Annotated in this window: 15 protein-coding genes; 4 read left to right on the forward strand and 11 right to left on the reverse strand. The window is 46.1% G+C overall.

The genetic code is table 11. The features are described from left to right. Positions 1 to 131 precede the first annotated feature (131 nt). The 3 genes from L0M98_RS18345 to L0M98_RS18355 all read left to right on the forward strand — a co-directional run bounded on the left by L0M98_RS18345 (position 132) and on the right by L0M98_RS18355 (position 3,218). Positions 132 to 1,193: a sensor histidine kinase gene (locus tag L0M98_RS18345; protein WP_227217205.1), complete on the forward strand. Its 1,062-nt coding sequence runs from the start codon at positions 132 to 134 to the stop codon at positions 1,191 to 1,193. Between the two features lie 12 nt (positions 1,194 to 1,205). Continuing rightward, entirely contained in the window at positions 1,206 to 1,889 is a 684-nt protein-coding gene (locus L0M98_RS18350) for a LytR/AlgR family response regulator transcription factor (protein ID WP_227217204.1), read from the forward strand. 150 nt (positions 1,890 to 2,039) lie between these two features. Beyond that, positions 2,040 to 3,218: an AIR synthase related protein gene (locus tag L0M98_RS18355; protein ID WP_227217203.1), complete on the forward strand. Its 1,179-nt coding sequence runs from the start codon at positions 2,040 to 2,042 to the stop codon at positions 3,216 to 3,218. Positions 3,219 to 3,279: 61 nt separating this feature from the next. Here L0M98_RS18355 and L0M98_RS18360 read toward each other — a convergent pair whose 3' ends face one another. The 11 genes from L0M98_RS18360 to L0M98_RS18410 all read right to left on the reverse strand — a co-directional run bounded on the left by L0M98_RS18360 (position 3,280) and on the right by L0M98_RS18410 (position 15,327). Next, complete coding sequence (locus L0M98_RS18360; protein ID WP_099289958.1) at positions 3,280 to 3,654, reverse strand: HepT-like ribonuclease domain-containing protein; 375 nt, start codon at positions 3,652 to 3,654, stop codon at positions 3,280 to 3,282. After that, positions 3,647 to 3,940 carry a nucleotidyltransferase family protein gene (locus L0M98_RS18365; RefSeq protein ID WP_099290048.1) on the reverse strand — a complete coding sequence of 98 codons (294 nt, stop codon included), beginning with the start codon at positions 3,938 to 3,940 and terminating at the stop codon, positions 3,647 to 3,649. Before L0M98_RS18365 ends, L0M98_RS18360 begins: the two co-directional genes overlap by 8 nt. Before the next feature lie 67 nt (positions 3,941 to 4,007). Continuing rightward, the gene (locus L0M98_RS18370; protein WP_227217202.1) at positions 4,008 to 7,082 is read right to left on the reverse strand and encodes an AsmA-like C-terminal region-containing protein; all 3,075 of its coding nucleotides are present in this window, start codon (positions 7,080 to 7,082) and stop codon (positions 4,008 to 4,010) included. A gap of 61 nt (positions 7,083 to 7,143) precedes the next feature. Beyond that, positions 7,144 to 8,298 carry an exo-beta-N-acetylmuramidase NamZ family protein gene (locus tag L0M98_RS18375; protein ID WP_227217201.1) on the reverse strand — a complete coding sequence of 385 codons (1,155 nt, stop codon included), beginning with the start codon at positions 8,296 to 8,298 and terminating at the stop codon, positions 7,144 to 7,146. A 3-nt stretch (positions 8,299 to 8,301) separates the two neighbouring features. Next, entirely contained in the window at positions 8,302 to 9,315 is a 1,014-nt protein-coding gene (locus tag L0M98_RS18380; protein WP_227217200.1) for a DUF4837 family protein, read from the reverse strand. Between the two features lie 139 nt (positions 9,316 to 9,454). Beyond that, positions 9,455 to 10,216, reverse strand: a complete 762-nt coding sequence (locus L0M98_RS18385; protein WP_099289954.1) for a DUF3108 domain-containing protein — start codon at positions 10,214 to 10,216, stop codon at positions 9,455 to 9,457. After that, positions 10,213 to 12,129 carry an Ig-like domain-containing protein gene (locus tag L0M98_RS18390; protein WP_227217199.1) on the reverse strand — a complete coding sequence of 639 codons (1,917 nt, stop codon included), beginning with the start codon at positions 12,127 to 12,129 and terminating at the stop codon, positions 10,213 to 10,215. The genes L0M98_RS18385 and L0M98_RS18390 overlap by 4 nt, the downstream gene beginning before the upstream one ends. Before the next feature lie 81 nt (positions 12,130 to 12,210). Then, entirely contained in the window at positions 12,211 to 12,912 is a 702-nt protein-coding gene (locus L0M98_RS22720; RefSeq protein ID WP_227217198.1) for a ComF family protein, read from the reverse strand. A gap of 52 nt (positions 12,913 to 12,964) precedes the next feature. Then, on the reverse strand, positions 12,965 to 13,738 hold the full coding sequence (locus tag L0M98_RS18400; protein ID WP_227217197.1) for an energy transducer TonB: 774 nt from the start codon (positions 13,736 to 13,738) through the stop codon (positions 12,965 to 12,967). A gap of 17 nt (positions 13,739 to 13,755) precedes the next feature. Next, positions 13,756 to 14,985, reverse strand: a complete 1,230-nt coding sequence (locus tag L0M98_RS18405) for an ABC transporter permease (protein ID WP_227217196.1) — start codon at positions 14,983 to 14,985, stop codon at positions 13,756 to 13,758. A 108-nt stretch (positions 14,986 to 15,093) separates the two neighbouring features. Further along, on the reverse strand, positions 15,094 to 15,327 hold the full coding sequence (locus tag L0M98_RS18410) for a hypothetical protein (RefSeq protein ID WP_227217195.1): 234 nt from the start codon (positions 15,325 to 15,327) through the stop codon (positions 15,094 to 15,096). A gap of 284 nt (positions 15,328 to 15,611) precedes the next feature. On the opposite strand from L0M98_RS18410, the gene L0M98_RS18415 reads away from it, so the two are divergent. Next, positions 15,612 to 16,925: a pyridoxal phosphate-dependent aminotransferase gene (locus tag L0M98_RS18415; RefSeq protein WP_099289950.1), complete on the forward strand. Its 1,314-nt coding sequence runs from the start codon at positions 15,612 to 15,614 to the stop codon at positions 16,923 to 16,925. Positions 16,926 to 17,087 lie beyond the last annotated feature (162 nt).

Here is a 17,087-nt window from a genome sequence, read left to right on the forward strand (position 1 = left end):
CCAACTTTATTCGTTCGCCCGCGGCGAGTTGCAGGTTCTTTCAAACAATATAAACTTTAAAAACTTTATGAACTTTATAAACCTTATAAACTCTAATTTTTCTACCTTTGCAGACAACCAACAATAATATAATGCCCAAGAGGATCAACAAGAATGTGTTACAAATCGCGATCCACGTGATCGGATGGGGTATATTTTTTACCCTTCCTTTCTTCATGTATCGCGGGGAACAAGCCATTACCTTAAACCGATACCTCGGGTATTGTTTTATGCCGCTTTCCTGCCTGATTATCTTCTACATTAATTACGGCAAACTGATAGATTGCTTGCTATTCCGCAGAAAGATTGTACAATTCATATTGACAAATCTATTGTTTATCATACTTCTAGGCATTTTACTCCATAGTTGGCAGAACTTCCACCGGGCATACTTGAGCGAACCCATGCCGGAAAATTTGAAAGCCCTCAAAGATGCACTGCCCAAACCGCCGGTATTGCTTTTCGTCAGCCGCGACCTGCTACTCATGGGACTCACCGTGGGACTTAGCGTGGCGATTAAAATGACAAGCGGTTGGTATAAAACGGAAGGCGAAAAACAAGAACTTCAAAAAGCACAAGCGGAGGCCGAATTACAAAATCTAAAAAGCCAACTCAACCCGCATTTCTTATTCAACACGTTGAATAACATCTATTCTTTGATTGCAATCAATCAAGACAAAGCACAATACGCCGTACAGGATTTAAGCAAGATGCTTCGCCACGTGCTGTACGAAAATAACGACAATCTGGTCTCTTTAGATCGGGAATTTGATTTTATGCGGAGTTACATCAAATTAATGAGCTTACGCCTCTCGAGAACCACCCATCTGGATGTTTCCATTCCCGAAACCGGAAAAGGTGCAATGATAGCCCCATTGCTTTTTATCCCGCTGATAGAAAATGCATTCAAACACGGGGTCAGCAACACGCAGGACTCGTTTATACATATACAATTGGAATTGCACGAAGACCATTGGCTGCATTGCCTCGTCGCGAACAGCAATTTCCCCAAGAAAGATAACGATCGCAGCGGCTCCGGCATAGGAATAAAGAATTTGAAACGCCGGTTGGAATTACTTTACCCGGGTAATTTCCTGTTTTCCACCCGCACGGAAGACGACCGCTTCATCGCGGAACTGAATATTCATCTCTAAACACAAACTCTCATGACACTAAACTGCCTGATCGTGGATGACGAGCCTCTGGCTCTCGAGTTACTGGAAAGTTATGTGAGTCGTACCCCTTTCCTGCATCTTGTAGACCGGTGTGACAGTGCCATCAAAGCCTTGTCCGTCATTGAAGAAACCCCGGTAGACCTGATATTTCTGGATATACAGATGCCGGAACTGAACGGGCTGGAACTCTCCCGACTGGTAGGAAATAAAGTAAAAATCATATTCACCACGGCATTCGAACAGTACGCCATCGAAGGCTTTCGTGTAGATGCTCTGGATTATTTGCTGAAACCGTTCAATTACTCGGAATTTCTGCGGGCTGCCACCAAAGCCCTGCGCACCCGCCCCGCCCCGGAATCTATTTTCGTGAAAAGCGATTACAAACTCGTCCAAGTTCAATTAAAAGATATACTCTACATCGAGGGATTGAAAGATTATATCCGCATCCAAACCGAAGACGGGCAAGGTATCCTTACCTTGATGAGCATGAAATCTATCGAAGATTTCCTACCCGCCGACACTTTCGTCCGGGTACATCGTTCGTATATTATCAACATGAACAAAATCAAAACGATCGAACGCAACCGCATCATTTTCGGTAAAGTCTATATCCCGATATCGGACTCCTACAAAGACCGCTTCACGGAATTGCTCGACAAACGAGCAATAAATTGAAAATTGAAAATTGAAAATTGAAAATTATACCTAACTTTGCAAACAAAATAATTTAGAAGCATAAAATTTAGAAAACTGAAAATTTAGAATATACCGGATTCTATTCAAATCCATTTTCAATTTTCAATTTTCAATTTTCAATTGTATCGCATGAGAAAAGACGAAAGGTATAATCAACGGGGTGTATCTGCATCCAAAGAAGACGTTCACAACGCCATCAAAAACATTGACAAGGGAATATTCCCGAAAGCTTTTTGCAAGATCATCCCGGACTATTTAGGGGGTCAGAAAAGTTATTGCAACATCATGCACGCCGACGGTGCGGGTACCAAATCATCACTGGCATACATGTATTGGAAAGAAACCGGTGATCTTTCCGTGTGGAAAGGTATCGCGCAAGATGCACTCATCATGAACATTGACGACCTCATTTGCGTGGGTGCGGTAGATAACATCCTACTCTCTTCCACTATCGGACGCAATAAACGGCTGATTCCGGGCGAAGTCATCGCAGCTATCATCAACGGCACGGAAGAATTGATAGAAGAATACCGCAAATTAGGCGTGAACATCTACTCTACCGGGGGAGAAACAGCCGACGTGGGCGATCTCGTGCGTACGATTATCGTGGACTCCACGGTCACTTGCCGCATGAAACGTTCCGACGTGATTTCCAACGACCATATTCAAGCAGGCGATGTAATTATCGGTCTGGCATCCTACGGGCAGGCAACCTACGAAACCGAATACAACGGCGGAATGGGTTCCAACGGCTTGACCTCCGCGCGTCATGACGTGTTCGCCAAATACCTTGCGCAAAAATACCCGGAGAGTTATGACAACTCTCTACCCGAAGACCTCGTGTATTCCGGTGGGTGCAAATTAACCGACAAGATCGCCGATTTGGGTATTGATGCCGGGAAACTGGTATTATCCCCGACACGCACCTACATCCCGGTTATCAAACAAGTTCTTGACAAATACCGGAAACAAGTTCACGGTATGGTACACTGCTCCGGCGGTGCCCAAACCAAAGTGATGAACTTCGTGGAAAATCTGCATATTGTAAAAGACAATATGTTCCCCGTACCTCCTCTCTTCAAATTGATTCAGGAACAATCCGGCACCCCGTGGGAAGAAATGTACAAAGTGTTCAACATGGGACACCGCATGGAAATCTACGTGAGCGAAGAGATCGCGGAAGACATCATCGCCATATCCAAAAGTTTCAATATTGACGCTCGGATCGTCGGTCGCTGCTACGACAACGACGAGGGACAAGGTAATAAGCTCACGATTATCAGCGAACTCGGGAAGTTCATATACTGACCGTGGGTTTCATTCTTAAACATCATATATATAAAAAAGGATGCTTTCGGGCATCCTTTTTCTATTTTTCAGATAAATCTTTCCGTATCTGCTTTAATGAACTCATCAATAAAGGAATATTTTCTTGTATCGTATTAAAAATAACATCAGCATCAACCTCAAAATAATGATGCACAATTATATCACGCATTCCCATTACTTCTCGCCACGGAATTTGGGGATAATGAACAAGCAAACTTCCGGTTGTCACTTTATCCAAGTTTTTAACACTTTCTCCTATCGCTATCAATTTCATACAGATACTATCTAATAACAATGTACCTGCCGATGAATCCAAGAAATCATTTACACAATGAATTGCCACTGTTCTCTGCTGAATAATTTCCACTGATTCTATGATTTTATCCAGCAAGTGCAAAACCTTCACATCATACATAAATAGCTTCCTTTTGAATATTTTGCTTCAATACCTCATCCATTCTTTCACGCACACGCACCAAGTCAACGGGACGTCCTAACAAAGCCTCCAGCTCATACTTGATACGAGCTAATGTAAATAAAGTCGGAGCATCTCCTTCAAAGCAAATATCAATATCACTTGTTTCAGTCTGTTCACCACGAGCCACACTACCGAATATTCCCATTCGTGTGATGCGATAAACAGAAGCATGTGTCCTCATATAATCGGACAACAACTGCAAATATTCACTTATTGACTTCATAATCATTACAAACTTGTATCAACAAATATACGAATTATTCTCCTGTAAACATATTCGTCTAATTATTTTATTTTCTCGCTGCCTGTAATATCTCCTGTATCCGGTTGCGGACGTTAATTTGCGCACTATCCACTTTCGCTCTACGGGAAGGGATAAACAGGTTCTTATACTTAGCTTTTGTTATCTTGAATTTCATCTTCTCCATGGAACCGAGAATATCCACGCCCAGTTTAAACGGTACGGGAGATTTCAAAACAGAAATATGATAGTTAAAAGTCATATCTATTTTATGCTCACCCCCAACGGCTACCTTGTACCGATCCATCTCGACCATAAACGGGAAAATCTCTATCGTGCTATTTCTGATTGCGAAATCAACCGAAACACTATCAATCAAATTGCGTTCCTTATTCTTGAACATCATCATTTTCGATATCTCGGCAAACGTTTCCCCGTCCATCAGCACCAAGTCCTGCCCGTCGATATGAGCGACAGCCCGCAAAGTCGGTATATCAATCATCATCGAAGAATCCATCTCCGTTTCCGCCGCCATGTGGAAATCCACCAACCCGTCAAAAGACCTCAACATCGGCACGATAGAATCCAGTGAAGGCATAAAATCAATCAGAGCCCCCACGTGTATATCGTCCAGTTGAAGATCAAACCCGGCATATGCCCTCTCCGGCGAAGACGCCCGGTACAACATGCTTGTCCTCACGTCCGCCGCCATAGAACGCATCCTTAAATCGGACAGCTCTATACATTGATTTTTCATGTTCACCTCTCCATGAATACTATCCAAAACCAATTTCCCGTACAGCACACGATTAATATCCGTCTCGAACGTGAAATCTATTCCCGGCGGAACCACGAATACCGACATCGTTGAATCTGCCACGTAAGTTGAATCTGCCGCCAGATCAACATCAGACAACTCCTCCTCGCTCAATTCCTCATCCATCCCCCACTTCATATTTGCCCGGTTTGCCTCCCCGACTTCCATCGCTTTCATCAATTGATTGCAATCAATCATCTTCGATTTCACTTTCAATTTCGCTTCCAATTCCTCTTGCCGCAAGAACGCTCCGGCAAGATTATACACCTCCCCGGTCAACAACAAATCGGACTTACCCATTCTCAGCCTTGCCCCGTTCAATTTAACATGCCCCGGTTTCAAAGTAATCTTCGTTCCGGGCATCCTCATGCGCAACGGGAACAACGGCGTATATACCCGCATATCTTTAAATCCGATTATCCCCTCCACGTTCCACGGTCGCTCGTCTTTTTTACCCGGAACGGCGGACAAATCAAATCCGGCAAAAGCCAATCGTAACCGATTTCCTTTGGCACGTATGCGCAAGCTATCCATATCTACCCGTGCCTTCACCAACGGCAGTTTTTTATTCTCCGGCGAAGGAGCCAGAGCCACACTCGCTTTACTATTTCCCATCCGGAAACGCACGGAATCCCCCACCGTCAAATCAATCCAGCCGAATTTGACATCCGCCGACATGGATGCAACAGCCGAGGTATCTCTCAACGGAGAAGTTTTCACCTTCACGTAAGAAGTATCCATGTGAAATACCAATGCTTCCTTCCACTTGATATCCACGCTGTCAAAACCGAATATTCCGTTCAGCAAATTCTTTCCCTGCATGATTGTCGTATCTTCCATATTCGTCCCGAATCCCAACCCCACGGATTTCGAACGCAGGGACAAACTATCTTTTTCGCTTGCCAGCAACACGTCACGCAAACGACAACCGCCCCGGATATCCAACTTCCCGTAATTCTTATTCTTTACATCCGCCAACAGGATATGGGTTCTCAAAGCCGCGCTCAAACTCCCCTTCATTGTCACGCCCTCCTCCAACGGGAATATCTTGGGTAATATCGAAAAATTCACATCCGCTTTCACTTTCGCGTCTACCTTGGGATTCGTGATCAACTCGTCCACCCGTCCCTCGATATCCACGTCCACGTCCGTTCCTTTCACGCGCAAACGGTTCAATTTCACGTATGAAGCCTGCTCTTTCTGCAAATCAATCAACCCCTCCATATCAACATCCAATTTCTCCAAAGCGTACGGCATCCCGGCATATTTTGCCGCCCCGTCCCGTACCCGGAAACGGGCTTCCAGTACAGGCACCCGGTCTTTCCCGTAAATACCCTTCAATGTTCCTTTACACGAAACCTCCCCGGCAACTTCCACCCTATCGTCCCGCTTCAATATGGTTTCTGGTACCAGATCGAGAATCGTTTTCAATGACGGGATTTTTACCCCGAAAGTCAAATCTACCGCCAACTGCCGCCTTACCGTATCGCCTCGCAACTGTCCCCCGACACCGAATTTTATCCCGTTCACGTTCATCACCGCCCTGTCTAACGTGTACAATAAAGAATCCCGGTCCACGTGCATCCCGGTCTGAACGCCAAAAGCTAATCGTTTGACCAATAAATTCCCCTCTTGCCACAACAATACATTCTTGGCTTTCATTCCTAACTGCAAATTGGCCTTACGCCCCGTGAAATCACCGTCAATCTTTAAGCCGAAACCTTCCGCACGGGCATAAAGCCGATTCGCCCGGTCGTCAAACACCAAATAACCGTCCTCCACACGAATATTCTTGATATCAATACCCTCGAATAACTTTTCCGACTCGGTACCCGATTCCACTGACAATGTATCAGCCGGCTCCGACCGCATAACATTCCAAGCGGGAATCCCGTCGCTATTAATATAGGCATATATACGGGGTTTCTCTACCCGCAATTCTTTCACCACGATATCTTTCTTCGCGAGATATACCATCGGGTTTATCGTCAAAAGACAACGCTCGAAACTCATCAAAGAATCCGTTTTCGAGTAAACATTTTCCCCGTTAATAGTGTCTTGAAACACCTTCGTCACGACACTCCCGTTTCGTATCTCCAACCCGAAATTCGGGAACGTGGAAAAGAATGTCAATTCAATCGAATCAAAATGCACCTCCGCGTCCAACAACTCATTCGCGGTTCTCTCCACCACGGGAGTCAATTTCTCCGGGGTAAAAATGAAATTCAACACGATACCGACCGCCGCACAAACCAACACGACAACAATCAGTACCGTTATTAAAAAATACTTCAAAAAACGCCACATAACAATTGAAAATTAAAAATTGAAAATGAATCACTAAACCGCCAATCACGGAATCAATTTATCAATAAATTAAATATTTCTTTCTTACATCCATAAAGTTCGCCACGTCTTCCTGCCAACCGGCACGGATATCTTCTTCCGTCTTGCCATCCTTGATTTGCTGTCTGACACGGGTATTCCCGACCAACTTGTCAAACAAGGCATTAAAGAAAGGCTCTTTCCCCTCGTACTTCCTGTATGCCAACAATAACCACGCCAAATCCAACCGTTTCATCTCAAATATCGTGTTATATTCTTTGGCCAAGTCCATTCCATAACAAGTCTTCCCTGCGCACTTCGGGGTCATGCTCATCCCTTTTATCGGTTTCGGGACATAACTATACGGCATATCTTTCAGGTCGGGATGACCGAAGACTTGAAAAGGCCGCAAAGTGCCCCGCCCCTCGTTAATCGCCGTCCCCTCGAAAAAACAAGTTGACGGATAAAGCATCACGGAAACCGAATCCGGCAAATTGGGCGAAGGCGCGTAAGGTAAAGCAACGGGTTGTTCCCGATTCCACCCCTCACAAGGAACGACTGTCAGATCACATTTCACCTGCCCCTTCAACCATCCTTCTCCATTAATCATTCGCGCGTACTCGCCAATCGTCATTCCATACACCACAGGCACCGGGTGCATCCCCACGAACGACACGCATTCTTTTTCCAGCACGGGACCATCCACGTAAAAAGCATTCGGGTTCGGACGATCCATGACAATGAAAGGGATTCCCTGTTCCGCGCACGCTTCCATCACGTAATGCAGCGTCGACAGGTAAGTATAAAAACGGACACCCACGTCCTGTATATCAAAAACCATTACTTCTATCCCTTTCAAATCCGCCGGTTGGGGTTTCTTGTTTTTCCCGTAAAGGGACACTATCGGCAAACCGGTCGTCACATCCGTATCATTCTTTATCGTCTCCCCGGCATCCGCCGTACCCCGGAATCCATGCTCCGGTGCGAAAACACGAATCACATCGACTCCCTGTTCCCGCAAAAAGTCAACCCCGTGTTGTTCACCCACGCGGGAAGTATGATTAGCCACCACTCCCACCTTTTTACCTGCCAACAAATCACGGTACGCGTCATAACGCTCTATCCCGTTCCGTAAATTCACGGAAATAGCATCCGTACACGCGGATGCTATCACCAACATCAATATCAAATATCTCATCAATTACTTCTTTGTTTCCTGCTGCTGCTCTTTCTCCTTGAAATCGATCACCATCGTGTTCAGTATAGCCTCCACTTGTTTCAGCATATCCCGTTTCTCCTCGTTCGGGTAATAAACGTACCCCATCATGTAGATCACCCGCTGGTGTTCCTCGTCCAACACCACGTTCAACACGAACGGTCCCGCCATAAAATCATTCACCACCGTCCACAGTCCCCGAACAGACACCGCGTAATGTCCGTTATATTTATATTGCACAAAAGTATAAGGAATTTCCGTGTCCAGCGCCATATACGAACCGTTCCTCGGTCCGGGAATAAACTTCTCCAACTCCTCGTTCACCCGATCCACGATAATCACGTGATTAAACTGGCTCTCGTGCTCGTATTTCTCCGTGAAAAATATAATCCCCTTGCTATCTTTCTTGGTTTCGCTCGAAATCCACACGAAATCAGTCGTATCCTTATTGATATAATAACCTGTCGGGCAATACAACAACATATCATACTTCTTCTTGAACAGGTTAAATATCCGGCTATCCGCCGTACGCTTGTAGATAGACACCAATCGATCGCGCTCCGCTTTCGCGTAAATACCCAATATCTTCATCTTGTTCTCCTCGAACAATTGTATTGCCACCTTGTTATTCGGGGCGGCAATTTTTATAAACTTCTGAGTTTTTGCCCAAGGACTATCCGCGTATTGCACGTACGCCGAATCAATCGTCGGGGAAATCTTGATTTGCAATACATTCCGATGCCCCTTCATATTCTTGTCGAAATACATCTCCGGCAAATTCATCACATCCATAATAGGCTCCGCCTGCGGAAGTCCGTCCTGCTCCTGCCCGAAGAAAGCCTTTATCGTATCTCCCACCGGACCGTTCCACACGTTTTTCTCGGCAATCACCAAAACCTGATTAATCTTGCCCGAAATAGAAGGCATCAAATTCTTCGTGACATTCTTACAAGAACCCAACACCAAAATCATCGCGAAAACAAATAATATCTTTCTCATAGCATACAATTGAAAATTAAAAATTGAAAATTGAAAATGAACCTACCAAAAACTTCATTTATCTATTTCCCATTATATATATTATTGAAAATCAAAAACACAGAGCAATTTTCAATTCTGCATTTTCAATTTTCAATTGCTAAAATTTACTGTTTGCCTCATCCAGAATCCCTTTCACCGATCCCACGAGGATTTTCGCCTCCACCATCACGGGAATCCTGTACTCGTCATTACTCACCCATACCTTCATATTCTCCCCGCCCTTGAAAACATCTCCGGCGACAAGCAAAGGCGAGAACACGTAACATTGCCTGCGTCCGCTATCCGTCTTCACCTTTTCCAGTCCCAGATAACGGATATATAAATCGTAAATCTTATCATCCAACAATATACGTATGGGAATCATATCCCCTTTCTTGTACTTGTCAAAATCCAATTCACGGGCTTTCCACGCCACGGACAACATATTATACGTGTCCGGTTGCAAAGCAATCGTATCCTTACGCTTATACTTTCCTATCTTATGCACGTCGGACAGAATCCGGTTACTGTCATAATCCCACACGTAATCGAACGTCTTGTGATAATTCCCCTCGTGAGCCTTCCGGGAAAACTCGTAAGGCATATAAGTCACGCTATCATGGTGAGAAATCAACGTATCGCGCAACTTGAACACCCAATCCCACGAGGGATTGGAATACCCCACGGCGAACACCTCCTCCGCGTTCGGGTACTTTTCGGAAGGCTTCACGCTCATCTCCACCGCACCGGCGTTAATCCAGATAAAGCCCCAATTGTAATAGCCCCTGTATGTCAGTTTTTCTATCACGTTGGGCACCTTCCTCTGCGAAACGGCAGGCAGGCTGACGAACAATACCAATATCAGTATAATTATTCTCATCTATTGTTTCTGTTTCTCCGGTTATCCTTGTTCTCTGTATTTTTCTTTTTACTCGGGTCTTCTCTCTTGTACGTTTTGCTCGCGTCAAATTCCTGCTCCACGTCGAAGTTTTTCTTCAAATTAATCTCCACGGGCAAATATTTTATCTCTTCGGGTTGAATACCTTTCAAGTAATTACCCGTGTCCCACTTCTTGTTACCGTTCCGGTCGAGTATCCCGCGAATCATATATTTCCCCTCGTTCAAATAATCGAACATCACCTTCCCGTCCTTCTCTATCCAACGCTCTTCCAGCACTTTCACTTCCTTATCCCCTTGATAAAGTTGTATAATTATCGGCGTTTGGGCATTCTTCACCTGCACGAAAATCTTCCCGTAATCCTCCTCCGCCTTGGTCTTGAACGTTTTCTCGATCTTATTGTTATATAACCCGTAAATACTATATATTCCCATAGAATCTACAACTAATTTATACTCTGTTTCCGGCTTCCATTTCGTTCCAAGTTCATATCTACGAATCTTCAGGCTATCCCGTTTCATCGTGAAATCAGCGGGTTCCCATATCGTATCCACCTTCTCGAACAAATGAATATTCTTAAACCCGTCTTCGTGAATCGGTCGGTCAAAATCAAAACGAATCCCTTTATTCAAATCGGCCGTTCCGCCAACCCCGATATTCACCTCCATAAACTTGATCTCCGGAATCGTGTCCTTATCCTTCTTACGTCTTCCTTTAGGTTCCGGTTTATCCTTGAAATAGAAACGAGTCGTGTCGGTAAAAAGTTCCCGTTTCCCGAGGGAATCTGAACGCAAATAAGTCACTAACGCCGTTAAAGAATCAATCTTGTACACCAGCGAATCTTTTATCCACAACTGAATAGTATCTCTGCCGGCAGAACGCTCTTCAAGGAACCAGTCACTCTGATCCTCTTTTTCCAGCAAATGCAACCCGCGCAGACGTACACTCAACCGATTCTCCGCCGGGATACTGAATATAAAATCCAACCGTTCCCTCTCCTTGCGATCCCCGTCCACGAGATACAACTGAGTTTTCTCCTCGTCAAACATCGGGATAAACAGGTTACTCGGCCCGAACGCCGTGTAATCCCTCCGCACGATCGTGTCCTGTGTCAACACTTTCAACTCGACACCTTTCTTTGTACGACGTCCCTCCAATACCACGGTATCGGGACGTATCGTGTCATACACCACTACCGGGAAAGCCATTGTCGTCACCAGCGAATCTATAAAACCGACCTTTTCCTCCTCCGGCATAAACTTGTTATCCCGGTTCGCGTCATCGATCGCCAGTATCCGGTAGGTAGTATTTTTTATATTCGTCACCCGGAACATTCCCGCGCTATCCGTCCTTGCCACGTAATTCGGCAATTCCAACATGGCGGCAGAATCCGCGTGATTCTCGTAAAACAGCACCATAGCCCCCAACACGGGCAACTGCGATTCCATGTCAATCACCTGTCCCGCCAACTCCATCGAATCCAGTTTCGGTCCCGTGGAAAACACGTAACGATAGAACCCCAACGGATTACCCTCGTTATTATCCACGATTGCATCGGCAAAATCCAACGTGTACGTCGTTTCCGGCAACAACGTGTCTTGGAAGGTCACCCGTATATATTTTCCCCGCAGACTCACTCTCGCTTTCTTCTTCGCCGGGGGCGACATCACGAATTTATTGTTAATCTCCTTGAGTTGCACGTACTCGTCAAAATAAATATCAATATACTTCCCTTTAAAGTTCGTGGAATACGATTCCGGCACCTCCTTGATCACTTTTGGCGGAGTCTCGTCCTTCTCCCCCCCTTGCGGGTATCCCCGGTTCGCGCAAGCATAAATCACCAACGCTATCATCACAGCAACAAAACAGAATCCGTTCCAAAAAATCTTATTCATAGCTCTTCCAAATATTAACTTTACAAAACTAGGGAAAAAAAGCTAAAATCCTCTCAAATTCAGTTTTAAGATTTCAGTTTTTTAAATTTTACCGGCTTTACCGAGACAAGCAACGCTACATCGCACACCCTCTATCTTCCGCAACTCTGCCAGACAAGCCTTGGTTGTCGCGCCACTCGTGAGGACATCATCCACCAGCAACACGTGACACCCCCGCAACCGCCCCGGGTCCGTTAAACGGAAAGCCTTCATCACGTTATCCGCCCTTTCTTCCCGGCTCAACCCTGTCTGCGAACGAGTATTCTCCTTCCGTTCAAGCACATCCGGCACAATCTTTACCCCTAAAACCCCTGCAATCCCCGTGCCAATCACCAACGACTGGTTAAATCCCCGCTCTTTTTCACGTGCCGGATGCAACGGCACCGGAATAACACAATCAATTCCATGTCCCGTCCCGATCCTCTCTCCAAGCATCCGTCCTGCCCACACACCCAGCTCCCGCCTCGACTTGTATTTTATGGCATATATCAATTGATGAAAATCACTCTCCCGGTTATACGTGAACAACCAAAACAAATTCTCCGCGTCCAACACCTCTTTCATTCTCTCGTCCGCCCCTTCATCCGCCCCCTCGTTCAGCGGCATCCGGCACAAACAACCCGAGCACATGAACCGTTCTCCGCGTACCAACACGTCACCACACACCACGCAAACTCTCGGAAACAACAATCCAACCCCCGACCGCAAATAATCCAAAAATATCTTCCCCAACCTCTTAATCACAAATCCAATATCTTTCAATCTAAAATCATAAATCCAAAATCATAAATTCCCTTCACTGTTTCACGAAGTTATAAGTAATCGTTCCCGCCAGCCTTTCCGGGGCACTCGCATCTACATTGAACTCCGACCGCAATGCAGCGTCTACCGCCACTTCCCGTAAATTACTATCCTGATTTGATTCCTTATCCACGACCTCGGCTTTTAACACCCGCCCTTGTCGGTTTACCACTACGGCAACAACCACCTTCCCCCCGAATTCACACTTGTAAACCGGAATCGGCAAATAAGTCTTGTAACGCCCCTTGATATTATAGGACACGCTACTCTTCCCCACGTACACCGTGGATTGCAACGAATCCAACAGCCTCTGCTTCTCGTCCCGGCTAAAACGAATACTATCCTCCTTGAAATGTTTATTTTTCTCCGCCTTGTAACGATCCCCGTAATCCCCCCGCAATTCTTCCTGTATCTCGTTGATATATTCCTCTATCCGCTCGTGCGACTCCGACGCCTCATTACTTTTCACCGCGTCTTCATTTACCGCCATCGAACGCAACATTCTCTCCACCTCTTCATCTGCGCTCTGGCGAGCCACCTCCTCTTTCTTCTTGATCTCCTCCTGTTTCTGCTGAATAATTTCCGGCTCCGGCATATCCAACTCGATCTCCATCTCCACGTGATTCTCCAACTGGGATATCCCCATACTCACCAGACAAATCGCCACCAACAGATGAAATATCACCGTCCCCATCACCCCGTGACGATGCTCGTCCAGCCAGCACAGCAAAGATTCTTTCAGCCCAGAAAAATCAATTCGTTTTCCCATAATACATATATAATATCTCACTCAAATTTTATCGCCTTCACCGGACTGATCTTGGAAATCAGCATCGTGGGAATCACCAGCATCAGCACCGTCACGGCTATCACTCCCGCGTTCAACAAAATCACGTACCCGATACTGAAATTAACAGGCACTGTATCCATGTAATAAGTCACCGGATCAAGATGTATCACGTTAAAAGCCGCCTGTACACCTGCCAGCACAAATGCCAACACGTTGCCCCACAACATCCCTCGGGCAATCAACCCGGCTGAAATATAAAGGAACAACTTACGCAAAGATACATTTTTGTATCCCAACGCTTTCATGATACCGATAAATGTTGTCTTATCCAATATTAAAATCAACAGGCCGGATACCATATTAAATCCCGCCACCGTCACGATTAGAATCAAAATCACCCACACGTTCATGTTCAACAACGCCAGCCAGTCAAAAATCTGCGGTGCCTCGTCGGCAAGCGTCCGCACCTCGCAATACCACCCCAGCTCGTCAAGCAAGTCGTCCACCTTCTCCGCCATTTCATTCACCTGTTCCACGTCGTCCAACTCCACGGCAATCTTTGACACCTCTCCCGCTTTCCAACCGTTCAAACGAGCCAGATGCCGGACATCCGCCACGACCATCACGTCGTCATACTCCTTGAACCCGGTGTCGTATATACCCGCTACCGTGAACACCCGTGCCCGAGGCGGTTCCTGCACGAAATGCGACGTCACCCGGTCGCCCAACCCCAAGCCTAGCATGGAAGCGACAGAGCGGGAAATCAATATGTCATTCGAGGTCGTCTCCGTTGAAAAATCCGGAAACATCCCCTCCTTCAAATTCCGTTGAAAAAAAGCCGCATCATAACCCGCATCTACCCCTTTCAGCACTATCCCGTGAATCTCCTCCTTGCTCTTGAATATAGCGGGCTTCTCGATATACCCGTACACGTCCTTCACCCCCTCAACCCGTTTCAATTCCGTCATCAGCGTGTCCGCCCCCCGAATAACGCCCTCATCTCCCGTCGAACCGGGCATAAAAGGCTGCACGTTCAGATGCGCGGTGAAACCTGATAACTTTTCCGTGATCTCCTGCTTGAACCCGGTGATAATGAACAACGACAACAACATCACGCACAATCCCAACGCGATACCCACGATAGCGATCTTCACGATCGGCACCGACACGGACTTCATTGCGTCCCCTTTCAACAACCTACGCGCAATATACCATTCCAGATTCATATAACAATTGAAAATTGAAAATTGAAAATTGAAAATGAAGCCAAAACCCATATCAATATTTCAATCTTCCGGTTTTAATTACGCGAAACTACGAAAACAATAACAGATTCAAAAACTTGCCCCGATTATTTCCGCACCCGAAACAATTTTTGTACAGAACGATTCAACCCCGTTTCCACGGTTATCCCACCGTAATCCTGCCTTTTCCCGCTTACCCCCTCGTTTTACCACTCTTACACCATCCGTCCCCAAGGGGGCTGAAAGCTCTCCGGAAGCAGCCTGCAAGAAAGTTGAGGTAGAATTACCATAGGATAACCGTGGGTTTACCCATGGTCTACCCATACTCTACCTCATCTTCGAAGCATGAACGTATCATGAACGTACCATGAACGTAAACGAGCGTTCATGCTTTGAAGTTAGTTTGTCAATGAAAGCTTTTTAAGGGAGAGAAAGGAGCCGGAGAGGATAGGGCAAACACGCGCCACGTCTACCTCTCCTTTACAGAATCAAACTAAATTATCCCGATGGCTTCAAATTTAAAACGATTTCGGGATATTTAATGACAATTTTTTATTAAACTCGCGTACACGCTAAAAGAATGAGAATAAATCATATAAAATATAATCATGCAGAATAATCTAATTGACAAACAAATCGTTGACCGAAAGCTGGAAGCGTGCGGGATCCGTGACATGGAAGATGCCACGATACGCGACATCGTGAAAGTTGTAAACATGGTTGAAGCCGAATGCGGGGAAAAATTCATCCGCATGGAAATGGGTGTACCGGGATTGGCACCCTCGAAGATCGGCATTGATGCCGAAATAGAGGCTTTACGTGCCGGATGTGCCCAATTCTATCCCATGCTGGAAGGACACAAGGAATTCAAGGAAGAAGGTTCCAAGTTCGTGAAAAACTTCATGGACATTGACATCAAACCGGAAGGCATCATTCCCACGGTGGGTTCCATGCAAGCCTGTTTCGCCGCCTTTATGGCAGTGACCGAATGCAAGAAGGGAAAAGACACCGTGCTCTTCATCGATCCCGGCTTTCCCGTGCAGAAAACACAGATGCAGGTCATCGGTAAACCGTTCGAGTCATTCGACGTGTACAACTACCGCGGGGAAAAACTCCGGGAGAAACTGGAAGAACACCTCTCCAAGGGAAATATTTCCGCCATCCTGTACAGCAACCCGAACAACCCGGCGTGGATTTGCTTCACGGACGAAGAGTTGAAAATTATCGGGGAACTCGCCACCAAGTATGACGTGATCGTGCTGGAAGACCTCGCTTACTTCGCCATGGACTTCCGCCGTGATCTTTCCGTACCGGGCAAGGCCCCGTTCCAAGCCACAGTCGGCAAATACACGGACAACTATATCGTGATGATCTCCGGTTCGAAATTATTCAGCTACGCAGGACAACGTCTGGGTATCATGTGTATTTCCGACGCCCTTTACAACCGCAAGTACGACAACCTGCACGACCGTTTCGGGGGAATGGGTACACTCGGGTACACGATTGTAAACCGCATCATCTATACCCTGTCATCCGGAACCACCCACTCCTGCCAGTACGCCATGGCTGCAATACTGAAAGCTGCCAACGAGGGGCGCATCAACATCCTCGACGGGGTACGGGAATACGCCGAGCGGGCTAACGCCATGAAAACACTCTTTACAAAATACGGTTTCGAGATCGTGTACGATCGGGATCTGGAGGAACCGATTGCCGACGGATTCTACTTCACGCTGATTTACCCGGGGTTCTCCGGTGGCGAGTTGGCAAAAGCAATCCTGTATTATGGCATATCCGCGATACCGTTGCGGGATACCGGCTCAAAAAAACAAGGTTTGCGCGCTTGCGTATCCCAAACGGGACTCGAACGCATGCCCGACCTAGAAGACCGGTTGAAACGTTTCGCCGCGGACCACAAATAATTGAAAATGGAGAATTGAAAATTGAAAATGATTCGCTGAAACGCCCCTCTCATTTTCAACTTTCAATTTTCAATTGATTCAAGCCTTGAAAGAAAACAATTTCGGGATAAAAGCAAAACAATGTTAAAATGGCAATAAACTATTTCAAGATTCAATTTAAGT

This window comes from Butyricimonas sp. DFI.6.44 (assembly GCF_022132345.1).
Taxonomy (GTDB): domain Bacteria; phylum Bacteroidota; class Bacteroidia; order Bacteroidales; family Marinifilaceae; genus Butyricimonas; species Butyricimonas muris.